Source organism: Aeribacillus sp. FSL K6-1305 (assembly GCF_038050115.1).
In the GTDB taxonomy this organism is placed as follows: domain Bacteria; phylum Bacillota; class Bacilli; order Bacillales; family Aeribacillaceae; genus Aeribacillus; species Aeribacillus composti.
The window spans coordinates 1061043-1081837 of sequence record NZ_JBBOQV010000001.1; the positions used below are offsets into that span (position 1 = coordinate 1061043).

General features: G+C 40.4%; 24 protein-coding genes. All 24 read right to left on the reverse strand.

Translation table 11 applies throughout. The features are described 5' to 3' along the window. Positions 1 to 27: 27 nt before the first annotated feature. Positions 28 to 324: a flagellar hook-basal body complex protein FliE gene (gene fliE / locus NST97_RS04960; protein ID WP_066246512.1), complete on the reverse strand. Its 297-nt coding sequence runs from the start codon at positions 322 to 324 to the stop codon at positions 28 to 30. Positions 325 to 340: 16 nt separating this feature from the next. Beyond that, positions 341 to 784, reverse strand: a complete 444-nt coding sequence (flgC, locus tag NST97_RS04965; RefSeq protein WP_066246514.1) for a flagellar basal body rod protein FlgC — start codon at positions 782 to 784, stop codon at positions 341 to 343. Then, positions 784 to 1173: a flagellar basal body rod protein FlgB gene (gene flgB, locus NST97_RS04970; RefSeq protein ID WP_063386658.1), complete on the reverse strand. Its 390-nt coding sequence runs from the start codon at positions 1171 to 1173 to the stop codon at positions 784 to 786. The genes flgC and flgB overlap by 1 nt, the downstream gene beginning before the upstream one ends. 346 nt (positions 1174 to 1519) lie before the next feature. After that, positions 1520 to 2299 (reverse strand): GTP-sensing pleiotropic transcriptional regulator CodY, encoded by a 780-nt coding sequence (codY, locus tag NST97_RS04975; RefSeq protein WP_339196556.1) that lies wholly within the window; start codon positions 2297 to 2299, stop codon positions 1520 to 1522. A 32-nt stretch (positions 2300 to 2331) separates the two neighbouring features. After that, entirely contained in the window at positions 2332 to 3735 is a 1404-nt protein-coding gene (gene hslU / locus NST97_RS04980; protein ID WP_339209925.1) for an HslU--HslV peptidase ATPase subunit, read from the reverse strand. A 15-nt stretch (positions 3736 to 3750) separates the two neighbouring features. Continuing rightward, positions 3751 to 4293 (reverse strand): ATP-dependent protease subunit HslV, encoded by a 543-nt coding sequence (gene hslV, locus NST97_RS04985; protein ID WP_082829323.1) that lies wholly within the window; start codon positions 4291 to 4293, stop codon positions 3751 to 3753. Between the two features lie 14 nt (positions 4294 to 4307). Next, a complete protein-coding gene (gene xerC, locus NST97_RS04990; protein WP_339196564.1) occupies positions 4308 to 5219 on the reverse strand; it encodes a tyrosine recombinase XerC in 912 nt (303 codons plus the stop codon). 63 nt (positions 5220 to 5282) lie between these two features. Further along, positions 5283 to 6590, reverse strand: a complete 1308-nt coding sequence (gene trmFO / locus NST97_RS04995; RefSeq protein ID WP_339196567.1) for an FADH(2)-oxidizing methylenetetrahydrofolate--tRNA-(uracil(54)-C(5))-methyltransferase TrmFO — start codon at positions 6588 to 6590, stop codon at positions 5283 to 5285. A gap of 119 nt (positions 6591 to 6709) precedes the next feature. Beyond that, on the reverse strand, positions 6710 to 8788 hold the full coding sequence (gene topA, locus NST97_RS05000) for a type I DNA topoisomerase (RefSeq protein WP_340733928.1): 2079 nt from the start codon (positions 8786 to 8788) through the stop codon (positions 6710 to 6712). Between the two features lie 160 nt (positions 8789 to 8948). Then, the gene (dprA, locus tag NST97_RS05005) at positions 8949 to 9914 is read right to left on the reverse strand and encodes a DNA-processing protein DprA (RefSeq protein WP_082830336.1); all 966 of its coding nucleotides are present in this window, start codon (positions 9912 to 9914) and stop codon (positions 8949 to 8951) included. Next, entirely contained in the window at positions 9892 to 10794 is a 903-nt protein-coding gene (gene sucD, locus NST97_RS05010; RefSeq protein WP_066246522.1) for a succinate--CoA ligase subunit alpha, read from the reverse strand. The genes dprA and sucD overlap by 23 nt, the downstream gene beginning before the upstream one ends. A 17-nt stretch (positions 10795 to 10811) precedes the next feature. Next, on the reverse strand, positions 10812 to 11972 hold the full coding sequence (gene sucC / locus NST97_RS05015) for an ADP-forming succinate--CoA ligase subunit beta (protein WP_063388418.1): 1161 nt from the start codon (positions 11970 to 11972) through the stop codon (positions 10812 to 10814). A gap of 118 nt (positions 11973 to 12090) precedes the next feature. Next, positions 12091 to 12360 carry an EscU/YscU/HrcU family type III secretion system export apparatus switch protein gene (locus NST97_RS05020; RefSeq protein WP_063388419.1) on the reverse strand — a complete coding sequence of 90 codons (270 nt, stop codon included), beginning with the start codon at positions 12358 to 12360 and terminating at the stop codon, positions 12091 to 12093. Further along, positions 12357 to 13844 (reverse strand): hypothetical protein, encoded by a 1488-nt coding sequence (locus tag NST97_RS05025; protein WP_341342996.1) that lies wholly within the window; start codon positions 13842 to 13844, stop codon positions 12357 to 12359. The genes NST97_RS05020 and NST97_RS05025 overlap by 4 nt, the downstream gene beginning before the upstream one ends. 5 nt (positions 13845 to 13849) lie before the next feature. Then, entirely contained in the window at positions 13850 to 14632 is a 783-nt protein-coding gene (locus NST97_RS05030; RefSeq protein ID WP_063388421.1) for a ribonuclease HII, read from the reverse strand. A gap of 277 nt (positions 14633 to 14909) precedes the next feature. Continuing rightward, positions 14910 to 15764, reverse strand: a complete 855-nt coding sequence (ylqF, locus tag NST97_RS05035) for a ribosome biogenesis GTPase YlqF (RefSeq protein ID WP_063388422.1) — start codon at positions 15762 to 15764, stop codon at positions 14910 to 14912. 9 nt (positions 15765 to 15773) lie between these two features. After that, positions 15774 to 16325 carry a signal peptidase I gene (gene lepB, locus NST97_RS05040; protein WP_063388423.1) on the reverse strand — a complete coding sequence of 184 codons (552 nt, stop codon included), beginning with the start codon at positions 16323 to 16325 and terminating at the stop codon, positions 15774 to 15776. 211 nt (positions 16326 to 16536) lie between these two features. Then, positions 16537 to 16878 (reverse strand): 50S ribosomal protein L19, encoded by a 342-nt coding sequence (gene rplS, locus NST97_RS05045; protein WP_063388424.1) that lies wholly within the window; start codon positions 16876 to 16878, stop codon positions 16537 to 16539. 129 nt (positions 16879 to 17007) lie between these two features. After that, on the reverse strand, positions 17008 to 17742 hold the full coding sequence (gene trmD / locus NST97_RS05050; RefSeq protein WP_063388425.1) for a tRNA (guanosine(37)-N1)-methyltransferase TrmD: 735 nt from the start codon (positions 17740 to 17742) through the stop codon (positions 17008 to 17010). Beyond that, positions 17739 to 18260, reverse strand: a complete 522-nt coding sequence (gene rimM / locus NST97_RS05055) for a ribosome maturation factor RimM (protein WP_339209932.1) — start codon at positions 18258 to 18260, stop codon at positions 17739 to 17741. Before rimM ends, trmD begins: the two co-directional genes overlap by 4 nt. 10 nt (positions 18261 to 18270) lie before the next feature. Next, the gene (locus tag NST97_RS05060; RefSeq protein ID WP_063388427.1) at positions 18271 to 18651 is read right to left on the reverse strand and encodes a YlqD family protein; all 381 of its coding nucleotides are present in this window, start codon (positions 18649 to 18651) and stop codon (positions 18271 to 18273) included. A 184-nt stretch (positions 18652 to 18835) separates the two neighbouring features. Further along, positions 18836 to 19066, reverse strand: coding sequence for a KH domain-containing protein (locus NST97_RS05065; protein WP_063388429.1), 231 nt, complete (start codon positions 19064 to 19066; stop codon positions 18836 to 18838). A 12-nt stretch (positions 19067 to 19078) separates the two neighbouring features. Next, on the reverse strand, positions 19079 to 19351 hold the full coding sequence (gene rpsP, locus NST97_RS05070) for a 30S ribosomal protein S16 (RefSeq protein ID WP_063388430.1): 273 nt from the start codon (positions 19349 to 19351) through the stop codon (positions 19079 to 19081). 96 nt (positions 19352 to 19447) lie between these two features. Continuing rightward, positions 19448 to 20788 (reverse strand): signal recognition particle protein, encoded by a 1341-nt coding sequence (gene ffh, locus NST97_RS05075; RefSeq protein ID WP_066246533.1) that lies wholly within the window; start codon positions 20786 to 20788, stop codon positions 19448 to 19450. Positions 20789 to 20795 lie beyond the last annotated feature (7 nt).

Genomic DNA, 20795 nt, shown 5'->3' on the forward strand with positions numbered 1-20795 from the left:
ATGACATTCCATTTCTAAATAGACTAATTATATTTGCATTCTCATCACTTCTTGATAAGCTTCAATGACTTTATTCCTGAATTCAACAGTTGCTTCAAGTAAAATGCTCGCTTTTTGTGCTGCGATCATGACATCATGAAGCTCTACATTTTGTCCTGCTGCAAGAGCATTTGTCAGCCGATCGGAATTTAATTGAGCTTCATTGACAGCTTCCAGCGATTTTTTCAACATATCTGAAAAGGATGATTTCCCAGAATTTTCCGCACTTTGTGCTCGGTTTTCGAGCTGGATCGATTGAGTCGGAAAAGAAATTTGCTCAATCATTTACATCACTCCTATTCTATTTCCCTATTTCCAATGCTTTCAGCAGCATGTTTTTCGATGCATTAAAGCTTGTAACATTTGCTTCATATGAGCGCGTGCTGCTGATTAAGTCGACCATTTCTTTTAAAGGATCTACATTTGGCAAAGAAACATAGCCATTTTCGTCTGCATCAGGATGGTCGGGATCATAAACGATTTTAAAAGGCGTCTCGTCTTCAACAATGGCTTGAACTCTCACGCCGTTTCCAACGCCGTTCAGCTCTTGATTCAGAAAAGCTGAGAAAGGTTTTGTATCCTCTGCTGTTACAACCATTTTCCGGCGGTAAGGCTGCCATTGCCCGTCCACATATTCAGCTCTAGTCGTCTCCATGTTTGCCATATTCGATGAAATGACATCCATTCTCAGCCGCTGAGCTGTTAAAGCTGATGCGGAAATGTTTAAAGACTGAAAAATCCCCATTATGTACGACCACCTTTTATTACTGTTTTTAATGAATTAAATTTGCCATTCAATCTGTCAATCAATGCATTGTAGAAAATTTGATTTTCCGCAAGCTTTGCCATTTCTTGATCAATGTCGACATTATTCCCATTATGCTGATAAGCACTGTTTGTCCTCGTTTCCACAATCGATGTGCTTTCGCTGCCCACAAAAGGAAGATGACGCGGATTGGTCCGATATGCATCCAGTTTTATTTGTTGATCCAAAACGTTTTTAAAATTAACTGTTTTCGCTTTATACCCTGGAGTGTCCACATTTGCAATATTATTGGCTATAACTTTTCCGTTTAAGGAAGAAATTCGAATTGCCTGCTCCAAATTGGCTATTGAATTAGAAAATATTTTCATTGCTCCCTCCAAAAGTATGATGATCTTGTATTGCAAAAGAAATAAGAAGTAAAAATGTCGAATTTTGCTAATTTATAAATATTATTTTAAAAAAGAAACAGCTTAAAGTCTATGTATAATTTGTAAAAAATCGTCGTACATTGCGATTATTTTTTTTCTAGTTCTAAATGACTATCACTTTTTTAACATTGGAATTTGATTCTGCAGCTTTTTCAGAGGGATGAGTAGGAGGTTAGAACTTATTGAAATTAGACAAATCAGCCGATTTTCAAGAAGAAATTTGTAGAAAGCACTCATAAAAGCTGCTTCAAAAGGTTTGCTAGCAAACCTTTTGAGCAGCTTTCTTTTAATGGTTTTTTAATTTTTCTAGTTCAACTAAAAATTTGTTGTTTAACACTTTAATATATGTGCCTTTCATACCAAGAGAACGAGATTCAATGACACCAGCGCTTTCTAACTTGCGAAGCGCATTGACGATCACAGATCTGGTAATGCCGACGCGGTCAGCAATTTTGCTTGCAACTAGCAATCCCTCTGTGCCGCTTAATTCTTCAAAAATGTGTTCGATTGCTTCGAGTTCGCTGTATGATAAAGAGCTGATTGCCATTTGGACAACCGCTTTGCTTCTCGCTTCCTCTTCAATTTCCTCAGCTTTTTCTCTTAAAATCTCCATTCCAACAACAGTTGCCCCGTATTCAGCCAATATTAGGTCATCATCATTAAATTGGGTTCCCAGTCTAGATAATATAAGGGTTCCTAAGCGGTCTCCGCCTCCGATGATCGGAACAATGGTCGTATATCCGTTTTTAAAGAGCTCGCGGTTCTCAACGGGAAATGCAGTATATTCGCTATATACATCTAAATTTGGTGACGTTTCGGTAATATTAAATAAACTTTTCGTATACTCTTCAGGAAATTTTCTTTCCTCCAGCATTTTTTTCATGCGGTCATTATCTATTTGCTTGTTCAAGCCGAAGCCTAATACTTTTCCTCGGCGGCTGAGCACAAAAATATTTGCTTCAATGACTTCACTTAATGTTTCCGCCATTTCTTTAAAATTAACAGGTTTTCCTGCCACCTTTTGCAGCATCGCATTAATTTTTCTTGTTTTTTCTAATAACTCCATGATCTCAAATCCTCCTAAAAAATTTCATCTTTTTATAAAATAAATTGACTTAAATCTTTGTTTTGAACAATTTTATTTAATTTTTCTTCCACATAGTTCGGTGTAATCACAACCTTTTCTAAATTTATCTCCGGCGCTTCAAACAACAAGTCTTCCAGCAGTTTTTCTAAAATGGTATGAAGCCTTCTTGCTCCAATATTATCTGTATCTTGGTTCACTTGGTAAGCAATTTCAGCAATTTTACGAATAGCTTTGTCAGAAAATTCTAATTTTATACCTTCCGTCTCCAATAATGCTTCATATTGTTTTAATAAAGCATTATCCGGTTCAATTAAAATTCGGACAAAATCATCTGCCGTCAGCTTTTTCAATTCCACGCGAATCGGAAAACGTCCTTGCAATTCAGGGATTAAATCCGATGGCTTCGCGATGTGAAAAGCGCCAGCTGCAATAAAGAGTATATGATCGGTTTTTACGGTGCCATATTTTGTTACAACTGCAGATCCTTCCACGATTGGAAGTATATCTCTTTGCACACCTTCGCGGGAAACATCAGCACCAGAACTGTTGTGGCCGTTTTTGGCGATTTTGTCGATTTCATCGATAAAAATGATGCCTGATTGTTCCGCGCGTTCAATGGCAAGCTGTGTCACTTCGTCCATATCAATCAGTTTTGCTGCTTCTTCATTCGTCAAAACCTTTCGGGCGTTTTTCACAGTAAGCTTTCTTTTTTTCTTCCTTTTTGGAAGAAGACTGTTCAAAGCATCCTGCATATTAAAGCCCATCTGCTCCATCCCTGTCCCTTGCAGGAGATCGAACATAGAGGGCTGCTGTTCCTCAATTTCAACCGTAACAAAATGATCTTCCAGTTCGCCTGCTGCTAATTTGCGCGCGATTTCTCTCCGCTTCTCCTTTAGATCCTGTTCATTTTCTCCCTGAGTTTCGAACGAATTTGTTTGTTGATTTCCTCCGAAAAGCATTTCTAAAGGATTTTTGTAAGCAGCCTGTTTTTTCTTACTCGGGACGAGGAGCTCGACCAGCCTGCGATTGGCGTTTTCTTCCGCTTGAGCTCTTACTTCCTGCATTTTTTCTTCCTTCACAAGCCGGACGGAAGTTTCCACTAAATCGCGAACCATCGATTCCACATCTCGCCCGACATACCCTACTTCTGTAAATTTTGTTGCCTCCACCTTTACAAAGGGCGCGCCGACGAGCTTTGCAATTCTCCTAGCAATTTCAGTTTTTCCAACCCCAGTCGGACCAATCATTAAAATGTTTTTCGGAACTACTTCATCGCGAATTTTTTCATCCAATAAGCTTCTCCGGTATCGATTTCTTAACGCAACAGCAACCGCTTTTTTCGCTTCTTCCTGACCGACTATGTATTGGTCTAATCGTTCAACAATTTGTTTCGGAGATAATTGCATTTTTTTCATTCGCCTCCCTCCTTTCTAAAGTTCCTCAACGATAATGTTATTGTTCGTAAAAACGCAAATATTTGCTGCTATTTCTAGAGCGGATTTAGCGATTTCTTTGGCAGACATTTGTTCACCGGCATATTGTTTCAATGCACGGCCTGCAGCAAGGGCATAATTTCCCCCTGAGCCGATAGCTAAAATGCCATCATCCGGTTCGATTACTTCACCCGTCCCAGAAAGGAGCAGAAGCTTTTGGGCATCCATCACAATTAACATTGCTTCTAATTGTCTTAATACTTTGTCGCTTCGCCACTCTTTTGCCATTTCCACAGCCGCTCTTGCCAAATTGCCGTTATACTCTTCCAGGCTGCCTTCAAACTTTTCAAACAGCGTAAACGCATCAGCAACAGATCCCGCAAATCCAGCAAGCACTTTTCCATTATAAATTTTTCGGACCTTTCGTGCTGTATGCTTCATCACAACTTGATTGCCAAGTGTTACTTGTCCATCACCTGCCATCGCGCATTGTCCTTTATGGCGAATGGCAAAAATCGTTGTCGCATGAAATGTTGACAATTGCAAGCCTCCCTTTAAGAATCTTTTGCTCGTGGATGGTAGGCCATATAAACATTTTTCAAATGGTCTTTTGACACATGGGTATAAATTTGCGTTGATGATAAATGAACATGGCCCAAAAGTTCTTGAACACTTCTTAAGTCAGCTCCAGCATTTAAGAGGTGAGTCGCAAAAGTATGCCTAAACATATGCGGATGAAGATGCAGATTTTTTGCTGAAGCATCTATCAGCTGTTTTAATATATACCGAACTCCCCTTGCTGTTAAAGGCTTTCCCCGATGGTTTACAAACAAAAAGCGATGATCCTGTCCGGACTGATTTTTCATCAGCTTGCTTCTGCCATCATGGATATATCGTTCCGCTGCCTGACGTGCATAGCTTCCGAAAGGCACATAGCGCTGTTTGTTTCCTTTTCCATTTACTAAAATGGTCTCAATGGAAAAATCCAGGTCTTCAAGGCGAATTTCGCATAATTCGCTTACACGGATTCCCGTTCCATATAAAAATTCCAAAATCAATTGATTCCGCTGCCCGAGCGGATCATTAAGGTCGGAAATGGAAAACAGCATTTCCAGCTCCTCATCAAATAAAAATCTAGGGATCGCTTTTTTTTGCTTCGGAAGTGACACTAAAGAAAAAGGATTATCCGTTACATATTTTTCCCGCAAAAGAAAATGATAAAAAGTTCTAATGCTTGAAATTTTACGGGAAATGGATGTTTTGGAATACTTTTTGCTTAAATCCGTCAAAAAAATACGTATATCTGAATATTGAACGTCATCCAGCCTTTCTAACCCTTCTTTTTCCATAAAAGAAAAAAAATCATTCAAGTCATGCAGATAATTCACAATTGTATATTGTGAATAATTTTTTTCAATTTGTAAATATTCAATGAATAAATTTAAAAAATTCTTAACATTTTCCACTATTAGCACCTCACAAAGGGCTACTAAATCGTATCACATTTGCAGTAGCCCTTTCAATCCATTTTATAATTTTTTCGAAATTTTTTGAATAGTTTGAAGTGCTCTTTTTGCCAATTGTTCATTTCTTTCTTTTTTCACTTTAATGTGGGTGTCAAGCGGTTTAAAAAGACCAAAATTCGCATTCATCGGCTGAAAATTATTCGGATCTGCCGTTGTAATATACTTTGCCATGCTTCCCATTGCTGTTTCATCAGGAAATTCAATCAATTCCTTTCCCAAAACGAGGCATGCCGCATTAATGCCTGCTATTAATCCGGAAGCAGCTGACTCAACATAGCCTTCTACGCCAGTCATTTGTCCGGCGAAAAACAAATCCTCGCGCCCTTTATATTGATAAGTTGGTCTAAGCAGTTTCGGGGAATTGATAAACGTATTTCGATGCATCACTCCATATCTGACAATTTCCGCCTTTTCAAGCCCCGGAATCATCTGAATGATTTCCTTTTGCGGACCCCATTTTAGATGAGTTTGGAAGCCGACGATATTATACAAAGTCCCTGCCGCATTATCCTGCCGCAGCTGGATGACGGCAAAAGGACGCTTTCCTGTTTCGGGATGCTCCAAGCCGACAGGCTTCATCGGTCCGAAAAGAAGCGTTTTCTTTCCTCTCTTTGCCATGACTTCAATCGGCATGCATCCTTCAAAAAAGATTTCTTTCTCAAATTCTTTTAGAGGAACAGTTTCCGCGCTGATTAATGCCTCATAAAAGCGGTCGAACTCTTCCTCTGTCATCGGACAGTTTAAATATGCAGCCTCCCCTTTGTCGTATCTTGATTTCAAATATACTTTTTCCATATCAATGCTGTCTTTTTCAATTATCGGTGCGGCTGCGTCGTAAAAATATAAATATTCCTCGCCAGTAAGCTTTTTTAATGCTTCCGATAATGCTTCTGAAGTTAAAGGTCCTGTCGCTATTACCGTCGGCCCTTCTGGAATGTCCGTTACTTCTTCGTGAAAGACGGTAATATTGGGATGTTCTTTCACCCGTTTAGTGACGATATCCGCAAATTCGTGGCGATCAACGGCAAGTGCACCCCCAGCCGGAACGGAACATTGATCAGCAGCCGAAATAATTACGGAGTCACACATTCTCATTTCTTCTTTCAATACTCCGACTGCATTTGTCAAAGAATTGGCTCTCAACGAATTAGAGCAGACCAGTTCAGCAAATTTATCAGTATGATGGGCCGGAGTTTGCTTTTTTGGACGCATTTCGTACAAGCGAACTTGAATGCCTCTTTTGGCAATTTGCCATGCCGCTTCGCTTCCAGCTAGCCCAGCACCGATAACGTTGACAACTTGATTGTTCATTTTAGCACTCCTCCGTCTTTTTAAAAGCTCTCTTCTTGTTGTGTTTTCGAAAAAAAACTGCCGAAATATCTCCATGAAGAAGGTGAGCTTTACATTGCTCACCAAAGAGAAGATATTTGTTAACGCTGCGGTTCTTCTTTATAGTCGCAAGAAGAACATTGCACTTGAACACCTTTTTTCAAACGTTTTTCTACCAAAATTTCTCCACATTTCGGACATTTTCTTTCAACCGGCTTTTCCCAAGAAATAAAATCGCACTCTGGGTAACGGTCACATCCATAAAATACGCGGCGTCTCTTCGACTTTCTCTCCACAATATTTCCCTCATGGCATTTCGGACACTTCAAACCGATTTCTTTTAAAATCGGTTTTGTATTGCGGCAGTCTGGAAAATTGGAGCAAGCCAAAAATTTTCCGTACCTTCCCATTTTGTAAACCATTTCGCTTCCGCATTTTTCACACTTTACACCGGCATATTCATCTTTTATTTCTACCTTTTCCATTTCATTTTCGGCTTTTTTAACATTCTTTGAAAAATCATGATAAAATTCATCAATAATTTTTACCCAATTTACTTTTCCTTCTTCAATATCATCTAAATCATGCTCCATTTTCGCAGTAAATTCCACATCCAAAATTTCAGGGAAAAATTCCATCATCAGCTCGTGGACAATTTGGCCAAGTTCTGTTGGGACAAATCGTTTGTTTTCAAGCGCAACATACCCTCTTCTTTGAATGGTATCGAGCGTCGGTGCATATGTAGAAGGACGTCCTATGCCTAATTCCTCCAGCGTTTTGACAAGCCTCGCTTCCGTATACCTTGGAGGCGGCTGTGTAAAGTGCTGCTCCGGTTTTAAATCTTTTGAAAAGATTTTATCCCCTTCCTGAAGATCAGGCAAAAGACGATTGCTTTTATCTTCTTCTTGATCGTCCGTCCCTTCTACATATACTTTCATAAAACCATGGAATTTGATTTTTGAACCGTTTGCACGGAACATAACACCATTGTTCTCCAAATCAACGCTCATCGTATCCATGACAGCCGGCGACATTTGGCTCGCGATAAATCGTTCCCAAATCAGTTTGTATAATTTATATTGGTCTTTTGTTAAAAAGTCTTTTATTCCATCCGGATTTCGAAAAGCGCTGGTCGGCCGTATCGCTTCGTGAGCATCCTGAACATTGCCTGATTTCTGACTTCCTCTCGTTTTGGCTTGCACATATTCACTGCCAAACATCTTTTCAATATAACTGATTGCCTCCGATTTCGCTGTGTCTGAAATTCGCGTGGAATCGGTACGCATATAAGTAATCAATCCGACAGTGCCTTCCTTGCCGAGGTCTATTCCTTCATACAGCTGTTGTGCTACCATCATCGTTTTCTTCGCACGGAAATTGAGTTTCCTTGCAGCTTCCTGCTGTAAAGAGGAAGTAGTAAATGGAGGTGCAGGATTTCTTCTCCGTTCTTTTTTTGTTACTTTCGTTACAGTAAACTCATTTCCAATAACTTTTTGGAGCACCTGTTTTACATCTTCCTCTGTTTTCAACTCCTTTTTTTTGCCTTCAACACCCCAAAAAGCAGCTTCAAACGACTCCGTTCCTTTAAGAAAGTCTCCGTTAATCGTCCAATATTCCTCAGGCTTGAAATGTTTAATTTCATTTTCACGATCGATAATTAGACGGACAGCAACAGATTGAACTCTCCCGGCACTTAAACCCTTCTTTACCTTTTTCCAAAGGATCGGGCTGATATTGTAGCCGACCAGCCTGTCTAATACCCTTCTTGCCTGCTGGGCATCAACTAAATCCATGTTAATAGCTCTTGGCGATTTAAAAGAATCTTTGATCGCATCTTTTGTAATTTCATTGAACACAACGCGGCAATCGGATTGGATATCAATATCTAAGCTTTGCGCTAAATGCCACGCAATCGCCTCTCCCTCTCTGTCCGGGTCGGCTGCAAGAAAAACTTTTTTCGCCTTTTTGGCAGCGTTCTTGAGCTCTTTCAGAACCGGCCCTTTCCCTCTTATCGTGATGTATTTTGGTTGAAAATTGTGCTCTATGTCAACTCCCATTTGACTTTTAGGCAAGTCCCGAACATGGCCCATTGAAGCCTTCACGGTATATTTTTTTCCTAAATACTTTTCAATTGTTTTCGCCTTTGCTGGCGACTCCACAATGACTAAGTAGTCCGACATTCATTTTTCCTCCTTAAGAGGTTTTCTCTCTTTTTATGCATCAGTTTATGAAAATGATTGTTGATCATTCAACTGTTAAAATAATCTTCACTATTATTAAATATTCCAATGCATTTTGTCAAACAGTATTCATCAGCTTCCGCCTTTAGACGCAAAAAAATTATTTTTCTTCATACATCGGCTTTAATTCTTCTATAATCTCATCAGGTGACAGGGCAAGCGCTGCCCCTTCCTTTAACAATTGTATATTCCCTTGAAATAATGGATCAAATAATGGCACCGGGGGTGAAAAAACGATTCTCCCTTGTTCCAAAGCATGCTGGGCAGTGATAAGAGAACCGCTTCGTTTGGAAGCTTGAGCAACAAAGGTTCCTAAGCTTAATCCGCTAATAATTCTATTTCGCATTGGAAACATCCATTTTTCCGGTCTTTTATATGGAGGATGCTCAGAGAGGAGAAGATGCTCCTTTTGGATGATTTTAGCCAGCTCCATGTTTTCCTTCGGATAAATATGATCAAATCCGCCAGCGATTACGGCAATTGTTTTCGAATTCTCCTCAATGGCCGTCCAATGGGCTTTCGCATCAATACCGAGGGCAAGCCCGCTGATTATCGTAAATTTTTGCTTCGCCAAATGCGTAACAAAATATTGAACAAGGTCGCAGCCATATTTCGATGCATGACGAGTTCCGACAACGCTTAAATTTCGGATATTTTTTAATAGACTAATATCCCCTTGGCAAAATAAAACGGGAGGCGGATCAAAAATATGCTTTAAATACGTTGGATAATGGGAATCAATGATCGTAATCAGGTGGATATTCCTGTTTTTATAATAGTTTAGCAGGCTCTCCGTTGAAATGGATTGGTAATCTTCTATAAACGTTGAATAGTTTTTAGGAGGAATAAACAGACGGGTGGCTAATGTTTGAGGCGTTAGATGCAGAGCTTCTTCATACATGCCTTCCTGTTCAAAAAGCTGAACGATTCTTCTCTTTGCCGCACCTTTGCAATGAGCGAGTTTTATTAATAAATTTCTAGGATTAATAGCCCTCACCTCAATTCTATAAAGAAGGAATAGCCTTGTGGCTACTCCTTTTGTTTTAATGAGTTTTGCATTTTTCATATAAACCTTTTTCTTTTAAAACTGAGATTAACGTCTCGCCAATAACGGAAGGAGTATCTGCGACTTTAATACCACATTCATTCATTTTCTTAATTTTTTCCGCTGCTGTTCCTTTACCTCCGGAAATAATTGCGCCCGCATGTCCCATGCGTTTTCCTGGAGGTGCTGTTTGTCCGCCGATAAATCCTACGACTGGTTTTGTCATGTTTGCTTTAATCCACTCAGCTGCTTCTTCTTCCGCTGTACCCCCGATTTCACCAATCATAATGACGGCATATGTTTCCGGATCTTCGTTAAATGCTTTTAGCACGTCAATGAAGTTTGTGCCGTTTACAGGGTCCCCGCCAATTCCAACAGCCGTTGACTGACCAATGCCTGCTTGCGATAGCTGATGAACCGCTTCATATGTCAAAGTACCTGAACGGGAAACGACTCCGACATGTCCCTTAGTGTGGATATATCCAGGCATAATGCCGATTTTACATTCGCCAGGTGTGATGACTCCCGGGCAGTTCGGTCCGATTAATCGAGTTTTCTTTCCTTCCATGTATCTTTTTACTTTGACCATGTCTAAAACCGGGATATGTTCTGTAATACAGATGACTAGGTCAAGCTCCGCATCAACCGCTTCCATAATGGCATCCGCTGCAAAAGGAGCTGGGACATAAATAACGGAAGCATTGGCACCGGTTTGTTTCACCGCTTCTTCAACCGTGTTGAAAACCGGAACTCCTTCGACTTCCTGACCGCCTTTGCCTGGGGATGTCCCGCCGACAATCTTCGTTCCGTATTCAAGCATTTGTTTCGTATGGAATAACGCAGTAGATCCAGTAATCCCCTGAACGATTACTTTTGTATCTTTATTAATAAATACGCTCATTCTTCTCCCTCGCTTTCCTATTTCACTAATGAAACGATTTTTTGCGCCCCGTCTGCCATAGACTCTGCAGATGTAATATTTAGGCCTGACTCTTCTAGTATTTTTTTACCAAGCTCAACATTCGTTCCCTCAAGACGAACGACTAGCGGGATCGTCAAGCCAACTTGTTTTGTCGCTTCAACGACACCTTGTGCGATGACATCGCATTTCATAATGCCTCCAAAGATATTGACGAAAATCCCTTTTACGTTTTCATCCGACAAAATAATTTTAAACGCTTCCGTAACCTTTTCTGCCGTTGCGCCGCCGCCGACATCTAGGAAGTTTGCTGGCTCACCGCCGTAATATTTAATAATATCCATCGTTGCCATGGCAAGACCTGCTCCGTTTACCATGCACCCGATATTGCCATCAAGAGCTATGTAGCTTAAATCATATTTTGAAGCTTCAATTTCTTTCGGATTTTCCTCATCTAAATCACGATATTCCAACACATCTTTTTGACGGTATAATGCATTGGAGTCAAAGTTTAGTTTAGCATCCAAAGCCATAACCTTTCCGTCGCCTGTAACGACAAGCGGGTTAATTTCCGCAATAGAGCAATCCTTTTCGACAAATACTTGATAAAGTCCCAACATAAATTTAACAGCTTGTCCGACTAATTCTTTCGGAATGTTAATGTTAAATGCGATTCGGCGAGCTTGGAAAGGTTGAAGTCCTACTGCCGGATCAATATATTCTTTGAAGATTTTTTCCGGTGTTTTCGCTGCCACTTCTTCAATTTCGGTGCCGCCTTCCTCAGACGCCATCAAAACAACGCGGGAGGTTGCGCGATCAACAACAAAACCAACATAATATTCTTTTTTAATGTCACAGCCTTCTTCAATTAAAAGACGTTTGACTTCTTTTCCTTCTGGTCCTGTTTGATGTGTAACGAGCGTTTTTCCTAACAATTCACTAGCATACTCGCGAACCTCTTCTAAACTTTTCGCTACTTTTACTCCGCCAGCTTTCCCGCGGCCGCCAGCATGAATTTGCGCTTTGACTACCACTACGTCAGTACCCAGCTCTTTTGCCGCTTCAACCGCTTCCTCAACGGAAAACGCAACTTTGCCGTTCGGTACCGTGACGCCGTATTTTCTGAGGATTTCTTTCCCCTGGTACTCATGGATATTCATATCCCATCCTCCTAACTTATGTATCTTAGCCTTTTCGAGGCAATTTTAGACTGCGCTTTCATTGTATAAAAATGTTTCATCATTGTCTACCATTCTTTATAAAAAGACGTCGTTTATTTCATCTTTGCTGGTCTAAGCGGTATATAAAGCTTAAAAGCTCAGCTACCACTTCATAAAGCTCCTCGGGAATTTGCTCATTTATTTCCACTTCTGACAAAAGTTCAATAAGCGAGGGATCTTCTTGAATCGGAACATTGTTTTCTCTCGCTTTTTCAATGATTTTTTCAGCGACATACCCTTTACCTTTTGCCGATACTTTTGGCGCGGCGTCCTTTTCATCGTTATAGCTGAGGGCAACAGCTTTTAAATCTTTTGTTTCTTTTTTCATATTTTGATGTCCACCTTCTGGTAAGGTTGTCCGGAAATGACCTTTTGAGTTTGTTCATCCGTTTTTCCCTTTTGGATAGAAACTCCTGTTAAAACATAATTGATTTGTTTTAAATTTTCCTGAAGGCTTCCCAAATGCTGAACAATATCGCTTTCTTCAAGAATGTCGTTGTAAATCGTAACTTTTACAGCGCGATTTTGAATGAATACGTCCACTACTGTTTCTTTTATTTCTTTTAAATACAATGAAAAAACGATTCGGCAAAAATTAGGATTTATTTTTTCTGTTTCGTCTTTTTTTCCGTTGATTTGGATTGTAATATCCGTCCATTGCTCTCCTAACTGAATGGGGACATGAATAAAAAATTGTTCAACAGGTCCTTTTTGTTCCCGCATAAAATGCTGTCCGTTTATGTAATCTAAAGCGCGCTCCATCGCCCCTCTTAAACTTGAATGTTCCATATTTTGCAAATATTTTATAAGCAGTGTCTTTAATGGCCATTCACTCTGACCGCTACTGCTTTCAGCATGTTCAAATAAGCCGATTTTGGCTATCGCTGTTTTTAACAATTGTTTTACTTCTTGAGCGGAAACGTTGTGGATGCTTTGCTGAAACATCGCTTTCAGCATATTTTTTTCTTCCGCGTTCAGCATTTGTCCAATTCTACTTCCGTCCGCCTTGTCTTTTGTGAATGGTTGAAGCAATGCTTGCTCACTGTTTTCATTCAATATAAGCTGCTTAATGGCTAGCGGATTTTCTTTCATCCAAAATTCAAGCTTATTCAACAATTGCTTGGAAAAGGTGTCATTTCTTTCTCGCAATATTTGGTTCACTTCTTCGGCTTTATATAGAAAACGAAGGTTTGTAAGCTGAAACAGGTTTCGGTTTAGATCTTTCATGTCCTTGGCTCTTCCGCTATTGTTTAACATTTCGTCTAATTGAAAAAGGAGCTGAGACAGCTTCTTCTCGTCTAGAACAGCCAGCAAAGGACGGATGACATGCTCCGCAATTGGCAGTTTTTTTTCAAAAGCGATGAGAAGCGCCTGAAATAAACTTTCACGAGGAGCTTTTCCCTTAAAGGACTGCAAAATGTTGATGGCAAGAGCCAAGTCTTTTTTGGAAAAAGGAATTTCATTTTCCAGCAGCAAATCAATAAGCTGCGAGGCCGCATTGTCAGCAGGCAGGCGGAAATGTTCAAGAATAGCCCGGCCTGTATGACCTTCATCTTTTTCCGGAAACAAAAGCTTCAGTCTGATTCCGCTTTCCGTTACTTCAGTCTGAAACCAATAAGTTTTCATTGCTTGAATATCCGCCTCAACAGCAGCGGTTAATTTCATTTTTCCAATTGCAAGCAATGCATGAGAATTAGGATAAATTTTCAACACTTTTCCTTTCACAATCTCTTGATCTTGAAATGTTTTGGCCGCGGGATCAAAAAGAGATTGAAGACTTATCTTCCTAAGAAGAGCAGATATTTCATTCATTCTTATCACCCGTTAAAAAAGTTTAACGCATCTTGTACCGGAGCAAAGCTTTTCCGATGATGCTCCGTCACACCGTGCTTCTCGATCGCTTCCAAATGCTGCTTTGTACCGTAGCCCACATGACGTTCAAAGCCGTATTCCGGAAATTGCTTTCCCAGCTCTTCCATGTACCTGTCTCTCACAACTTTTGCGATGCAGGAGCTTGCTGCAATCGTAATGCTTTTTTCATCACCCTTAATGATGGAAAGCTGCGGAATATTAATTGGTAATTCAAGAGCATCAATCAATAAATGATCCGGCTTTGCCTGCTTTAACTGATCAATGGCTAAAAGCATTGCTTTTTTTGTCGCATTGTAAATGTTTAGCTCATCAATTTCTTTTGCCGACACAAACCCAATCCCGACATCTACTGCCAGATCCATTATGTATTGAAAAAACTCTTCCCGTTTTTGCTTCGAAATTTTTTTCGAGTCCGTCAGCCCCGGCAAATAAAATTCATCAGGCAAAATCACGCAAGCAGCAACGACCGGACCTGCAAGACACCCTCTTCCCACTTCATCAATGCCTGCCAGCATTCGAAATCCCTTTTCTTTCAATGCTCTTTCGTATTTGCACATGTTTTGAAACTGCTGTCTCAATTGCTGCTCTTTTTCATATTGCTTCAGCCATTTTTTTACTAATTTTTGGACGGTTTTCCGCTCATCTTTTTGGCAGGCAAGAAAAAAAGGGTCGTTTATATCATGGATGGCACTGAGCTTTTCTTCAATTTCCTTTGCCGTTAAATTCAACTTTCTTCAACCTCTCCCTTAATATTTGCATTTGTAAATTTCGTTCGAATAGTTTGTACATGAACGGCTTCCTCGGCTGCAATTTGATTAAGCGTCTATTTTTCAAATGCTCAAATGACTTTCAAGACTTTTTTACTATTTCTCGAAAGCTTCTTTGGAAGCTCTTTACCCGTCAAGAAAGGAAAACCGATTAACCGGTTAAGCGCCGATTGCACCGCTTCTCTCAAGTGAACGAGTTTTGTTAAAAATAAAATATAGACACGCGGAATGCGTGCCTTTATTCATTTGGCCGGTCAAAACTTATTTTCCCCAGCTTCAATGTCCGAACATCCCTTATGAACACTTCCGCCGTCTTGTCATAGTCTATCAGGCCGCCAGCTGATAAACAGCCTCTTTTTTTTCCAATATGATCAAATAAGTCGACGATTTCATTTTCATTTGATAGATTGTCGATTTGATAGCGATCCATTAAACGATCTGGATAATGCTTGATCAAGTATCGCATCGCATAAGCTGCTACATCCTGCAAATTTAAAATCTCATCCTTAATGGCGCCTGTCGCAGCCAGCTTCAGCCCGACTTCTTCATCTTCAAATTTCGGCCAAAGAATGCCTGGGGTATCGAGCAGCTCCAATTCTTTTCCTGTCTTGATCCAGCTTTGCTGTTTCGTTATGCCTGGACGATCGCCGGTTTTGGCAATGTTTCTTCCTGCAAGGCGATTGATCAGCGTTGATTTGCCGACATTCGGAATTCCAACAATTAATGCGCGGATCGCCCTTGGTTTTACCCCTTTTGCTTTCATTTTTTCACGTTCTTTTTCGAGCAGTTCTTTTGAAAGCTGCACGATTTGTTTTAGTCCTGATCCTGTTTGCGAGTCGATGGCTATTGATGCAATGCCCTGTTCTTTGTAGTACTGAATCCATTCTTTCGTAATGCTTTCGTCTGCCATATCCTTTTTATTTAAAATTAAAATTCTTTTTTTATTGGCAATAATGTCATCAATCATCGGATTTCTCGATGACTGAGGGATTCGGGCATCGACAAGCTCATAGACAATATCTATCAGTTTCAATTTTTCAACAACTTGCCGTCTCGCTTTTGCCATATGCCCTGGAAACCATTGAATCGTCATCTACTTCACCTACTTTACAACTCCAAATTCAGAAAGCGGCCAATAAACAAAATTAGTTTTCCCCATAACTGATTCAATCGGAATGGTCCCTATATGCCGCGAGTCTTTGCTGTATCTTCTATTATCACCCATAACAAACAATTCGCCTTCAGGCACAGTTGATCTTCCAATAATGTCTTCAAGTTTAAATGGTTCTGTTAAAGGGCCATCCACGCCGTTTTGTTTATATTTTTCCAAGTATGGCTCTTCATACTTCTTGCCGTTAATGTAGAGGGTGTCATCTTTATATTCTATATGATCGCCAGGCAAACCGATGACACGCTTAATGTAGTCTTTCTCTTCCGTTGCATGGAAGACGACAATGTCAAAGCGTTTTATTTCACCAAGCTTCGTTCCGATTTTATTCACGATCATTCGGTCCTGGTCTTGTAATGTCGGCATCATGGAAACTCCATCAACGACAATCGGAGCAAAGAAAAACGTCCGAATGACGACCGCCAACAAGACGGCGACACCTAGAGCTTTCATCCACTCAAAAAATTCATTTTTTTTACGTGACATTTCTTTCACACCTTTATGTTTTTAAAATGGTTTTTTATTTATTTTAATACAATTATTGGCTTAACAAAAGAACATGTCCACCTATTTTTAAACAGATTATGCTTTCGCTAAATAATTTTTTCCAAAAATATTAAATGAATTCATAAGTGAATGACTGCTCACATGACAAAAGGGCCTGTATTGAATACAAGCCCTTTTTATGTTCGAATGTTTATCTTTCTTTAATGCGAGCTGCTTTACCATGTAGATTGCGCAAATAGTAAAGTTTTGCACGACGCACTTTGCCTCGGCGAACAACTTCGATTTTCGCAATTCTTGGAGTGTGCAGCGGGAATGTACGTTCAACACCTACGCCGTAAGAAACTTTACGAACAGTAAATGTTTCGCTAATACCGCCGCCGCGGCGTTTAATTACAACTCCTTCAAAAACCTGAATCCGTTCACGGGAGCCTTCAACAACCTTCACGTGAACACGGACGGTATCCCCAGGTCTAAATTCAGGCAAATCTGTGCGAAGTTGTTCTTTCGTAATTTCTTCAATTAATTTTTGCATCGCAATCATCTCCTTCCAACAGATGCTCATACAAGATGCTTGCAGCGGAACATCGTTTTAAAAAGACAAGACCGGCTGTCTATGTCACAAAACGTATCTTATCATAGGAAACAAACCATTTGCAAGCATTCATTTCGCCTTTTTTATTTCTTCCAGCCATTTTTTTTGCTTTTCCGTTAAAGAATAGCCGTCCAATAAGTCAGGTCTGCGCTCCCACGTTCTTCGGAGCGATTCTTTTTCCCGCCATTCGGCTATTTTTTCGTGATGGCCTGACAATAACACATCAGGCACCTTCATCCCCCTGAATTCAGCAGGGCGGGTGTAATGCGGATGTTCAAGCAGTCCCGTTGAAAAAGAATCATTTTGGTGCGATTCTTCATTTCCGAGAACACCTGGTAGAAGACGCACAACACAGTCAATGATGACCATCGCGGCAAGCTCGCCGCCTGTCAGGACAAAGTCTCCAATTGAAATCTCGTCTGTCGCAAGAAAACGGATTCTTTCGTCGTAGCCTTCATAATGGCCGCAAATAAATATTAGATGATCTGCTTGAGCCAGCTGCTCTGCTTTTTTTTGGGTAAAGCGTTCTCCTTGCGGACAAACAAGTATGACTTTCGAATGCTGTGCGTTTCGCTTTTCTTTTACAGCCTCAACAGAATGAAAGATCGGCTCCGGCTTTAATACCATGCCGGCACCGCCACCGTACGGATAATCATCGACCGACTGATGCTTGTCTGTTGAATAATCTCGAAAATTAATAACGTTAATCGAAACAGCATCCTTCTCCTGAGCTTTTTTTAAAATCGATTGGTTAAAAACTCCAGCGAACATATCAGGAAATAAAGTCAGTACATCGATAATCATTTGTCCAATAACCCTTCCATAGGAAAAATGATGACTCGCTTCTCTTTCACATCAATATGTTTCACAACATCCTCGATATATGGAATCAACAAATCTTTTTTGCCTTTTTGTTTGACAACCCACACATCGTTGGCACCGGGCGTTAAAATTTCATTTATGATCCCCAGCTCATCGCCGTCTTCGGTATACACGGAGCATCCGATGATTTCATGAAAATAATATTCTCCTTCATCCAGGCTGCCAAGCTGGCTTTCTGGAACCTTTATGTCTGAGCCTTTAAACGGCTCAACCTCATTGATCGAATCATACCCTTCAAAAGACAATAAATCAAAATTTTTATGAATTCGATGAGATTTGACAATAACTTCAACAGGCTCTTTGTCTTTTTGAAAAATGTATAAACGGTTTCCGCGTTTATATCGCTCATCAGGAAAATCAGTTACGGAAACGACGCGCACTTCGCCGCGAATTCCGTGCGTATTGACAATTTTTCCGACTTGAAACCATTTTTCGGCCATATGATCACCTCTAGCGAATCTCTTTTACTACTCCATCTTCGATCACAATCGTTTTTTCATTCAGCAATTGATCCCAGTTGTCGCCTTCTTTTACTTCGATTACTGCGTTCACTTCCCGTTCTTTTAATTCGCTGCCTAGAGGGAGCATATCGATTTGCTGAAGCTTAAATTCCATCAACTTCATTTTTTCCTTTCTCTTGTTGATTTCCTGATGGTACTGGGAAATGATGGACTGGTTTTTTGTTGTTTTTTCAGCTTTTTTCAGCTGAAAATATAATTGATCGCATTCCCGTTTCATTTCTTCTTTTTTTGCCTGCCATTTATGAATCAGTTTTTCCTTGCTGTTTTCCGTCAATATTTGCTTTACTGTGATCGGATAAATGATTTTCATTCCTCTCTCCTCCAGTCATAAAATTGCTCCGAGGAGTATATTCATGGAAGATCCCTCCCGGCTTTTCCCTTCTGGCCAGAAGAGGGAGGTCTGGAATCGTCGCAATTTCAAATGTGATTTTTTGATCCTGCGAAATCAGCTTTTCTTCTTTTGTAAAAAAGGCGAGGAGCAATCCCCTCACCTTTTAATCATTAATTTTAAGCGTTACTCTCATTGATTTGCCGCTAGCCGCTGCATAAACGACCGTCCTGATCGCTTTTGCAATACGGCCTTGTTTTCCAATCACTTTGCCAATATCGTCTTGGTGAACAGAAAGAGTATATACAATTTCACCTTTTTTCTCCTCTCTGTTCACCTTGACTTCATCCGGATGATCAACAATAGCTTTGGCAATTGTTGTTATTAACTGTTCCATAATAATCACACATTATTTACTATATTTCGCATTGTGGAATTTTTCCATAATCCCTTGTTTCGAAAACAGGTTACGAACAGTGTCAGACGGTTTTGCACCGTTTTGAAGCCACTTAAGAGCCAATTCTTCGTCAATTTTCACTTCAGCAGGATCCTTTACTGGATTGTACGTACCGATCGTTTCAATGAAACGTCCATCTCTAGGAGAACGGGAATCAGCTACAACAATGCGATAAAATGGAGATTTTTTTGCACCCATGCGTTTTAAACGAATTTTAACTGCCATATTTTTTTACACCTCCGAAATATTTTCAACAAAATAGAATATTATCAATGATCAAAAAGTTTGTAAAGTGTTTTTTCTTAACAGAATAAATTTTTATTACATAAAAGGAAATTTAAATCCTTTTCGCTTGCCTTTTGTCATTGAAGTCATTTGCTTCATCATTTTTTTCATTTCTTCAAACTGCTTTAAAAGCCTGTTTACTTCCTGGACAGAAGTACCGCTCCCTTTAGCAATCCGTTTTCTTCTGCTTGCATTAATAATTTCCGGCTTCTCTTTTTCTTCTTTTGTCATGGAGCGGATGATCGCTTCAACGTGGCTTAGCTGCTTTTCATCAACTTGAATGTTTTTCAAGCCTTTCATTTTCCCTGCACCAGGCAGCATGGAAATCAACTCATCAAGAGGACCCATGTTTCTTACTTGTTCAAGCTGCTCTAAAAAATCATCGAAGGTAAAAGACATCGTCCTCATTTTTTCTTCCAGCTGCTTTGCTTTCTCCTGATCGACGTTCTCTTGAGCCTTTTCGATCAGGGTCAAGACATCTCCCATTCCTAATATACGCGATGCCATTCGTTCGGGATGAAACGGTTCGAGCGCATCCAGTTTTTCGCCCATCCCGGCAAATTTAATCGGAGCACCTGTTGCCGCACGAATGGAAAGCGCAGCACCGCCACGTGTATCCCCATCAAGCTTTGTCAAAATAACACCGGTAATGCCAAGCTCATCATGAAAGCTTTTTGCCACATTGACGGCATCTTGTCCAGTCATGGCATCGACAACGAGAAAAATCTCATCAGGATTTGCAGCTTCCTTCACCTGCTTTAATTCATCCATCAGATTTTCATCGATATGCAAGCGTCCGGCTGTATCAATGAGAACATAATCATGATGCTCATTTTTGGCATATTCCAGCGCCTGTTTGGCTATTTCAACAGGGCTTACCTTGTCGCCGAGTGAAAATACAGGCATGCCAAGCTGCTTTCCTAATGTTTCTAATTGTTTAATGGCTGCAGGACGATAAATATCAGCTGCAACAAGAAGCGGGTTTCGGTTATGTTTTTTTCGCAAGTAGTTGGCAAGCTTTCCAGTCGTAGTCGTTTTCCCTGCACCTTGAAGGCCCGCCATCAAAATCACCGTCGGCGGCCGTTTGCTTACGGCAATTTTGCTCTGCTCGCCGCCCATCAGCTCGGTCAGCTCTTCTTTCACTACTTTGATAACTTGCTGGCCTGGTGTCAAGCTTTTCATGACTTCCTGGCCAACAGCCCTTTCGCTGACTTTCTTAATAAAGTCTTTGACGACTTTATAGTTGACGTCCGCTTCCAAAAGAGCAAGACGAACTTCCCTCATCATTTCTTTGACATCCGCTTCAGAAACCTTTCCTTTGCCGCGGATTTTAGCCATCGTGTTTTGCAGTCGGTTGGCTAATCCCTCAAAAGCCATGGCGGCT

Coding starts and splice junctions, on each gene's coding strand:
- fliE (WP_066246512.1), bottom strand. CDS start 324: ATGATTGAGCAAATTTCTTTTCCGACTCAATCGATCCAGCTCGAAAAC.
- flgC (WP_066246514.1), bottom strand. CDS start 784: ATGGGGATTTTTCAGTCTTTAAACATTTCCGCATCAGCTTTAACAGCT.
- flgB (WP_063386658.1), bottom strand. CDS start 1,173: ATGAAAATATTTTCTAATTCAATAGCCAATTTGGAGCAGGCAATTCGA.
- codY (WP_339196556.1), bottom strand. CDS start 2,299: ATGGAGTTATTAGAAAAAACAAGAAAAATTAATGCGATGCTGCAAAAG.
- hslU (WP_339209925.1), bottom strand. CDS start 3,735: ATGAAAAAAATGCAATTATCTCCGAAACAAATTGTTGAACGATTAGAC.
- trmFO (WP_339196567.1), bottom strand. CDS start 6,590: ATGAACAATCAAGTTGTCAACGTTATCGGTGCTGGGCTAGCTGGAAGC.
- topA (WP_340733928.1), bottom strand. CDS start 8,788: ATGTCGGACTACTTAGTCATTGTGGAGTCGCCAGCAAAGGCGAAAACA.
- dprA (WP_082830336.1), bottom strand. CDS start 9,914: ATGAAAAATGCAAAACTCATTAAAACAAAAGGAGTAGCCACAAGGCTA.
- sucD (WP_066246522.1), bottom strand. CDS start 10,794: ATGAGCGTATTTATTAATAAAGATACAAAAGTAATCGTTCAGGGGATT.
- sucC (WP_063388418.1), bottom strand. CDS start 11,972: ATGAATATCCATGAGTACCAGGGGAAAGAAATCCTCAGAAAATACGGC.
- NST97_RS05020 (WP_063388419.1), bottom strand. CDS start 12,360: ATGAAAAAAGAAACAAAAGATTTAAAAGCTGTTGCCCTCAGCTATAAC.
- NST97_RS05025 (WP_341342996.1), bottom strand. CDS start 13,844: ATGAATGAAATATCTGCTCTTCTTAGGAAGATAAGTCTTCAATCTCTT.
- ylqF (WP_063388422.1), bottom strand. CDS start 15,764: ATGACGATTCAATGGTTTCCAGGGCATATGGCAAAAGCGAGACGGCAA.
- lepB (WP_063388423.1), bottom strand. CDS start 16,325: ATGTCACGTAAAAAAAATGAATTTTTTGAGTGGATGAAAGCTCTAGGT.
- rplS (WP_063388424.1), bottom strand. CDS start 16,878: ATGCAAAAATTAATTGAAGAAATTACGAAAGAACAACTTCGCACAGAT.
- trmD (WP_063388425.1), bottom strand. CDS start 17,742: ATGATTATCGATGTACTGACTTTATTTCCTGATATGTTCGCTGGAGTT.
- rimM (WP_339209932.1), bottom strand. CDS start 18,260: ATGGCCGAAAAATGGTTTCAAGTCGGAAAAATTGTCAATACGCACGGA.
- NST97_RS05060 (WP_063388427.1), bottom strand. CDS start 18,651: ATGAAAATCATTTATCCGATCACAGTAAAGCAAATATTGACGGAAAAC.
- NST97_RS05065 (WP_063388429.1), bottom strand. CDS start 19,066: ATGGAACAGTTAATAACAACAATTGCCAAAGCTATTGTTGATCATCCG.
- rpsP (WP_063388430.1), bottom strand. CDS start 19,351: ATGGCAGTTAAAATTCGTTTAAAACGCATGGGTGCAAAAAAATCTCCA.
- ffh (WP_066246533.1), bottom strand. CDS start 20,788: ATGGCTTTTGAGGGATTAGCCAACCGACTGCAAAACACGATGGCTAAA.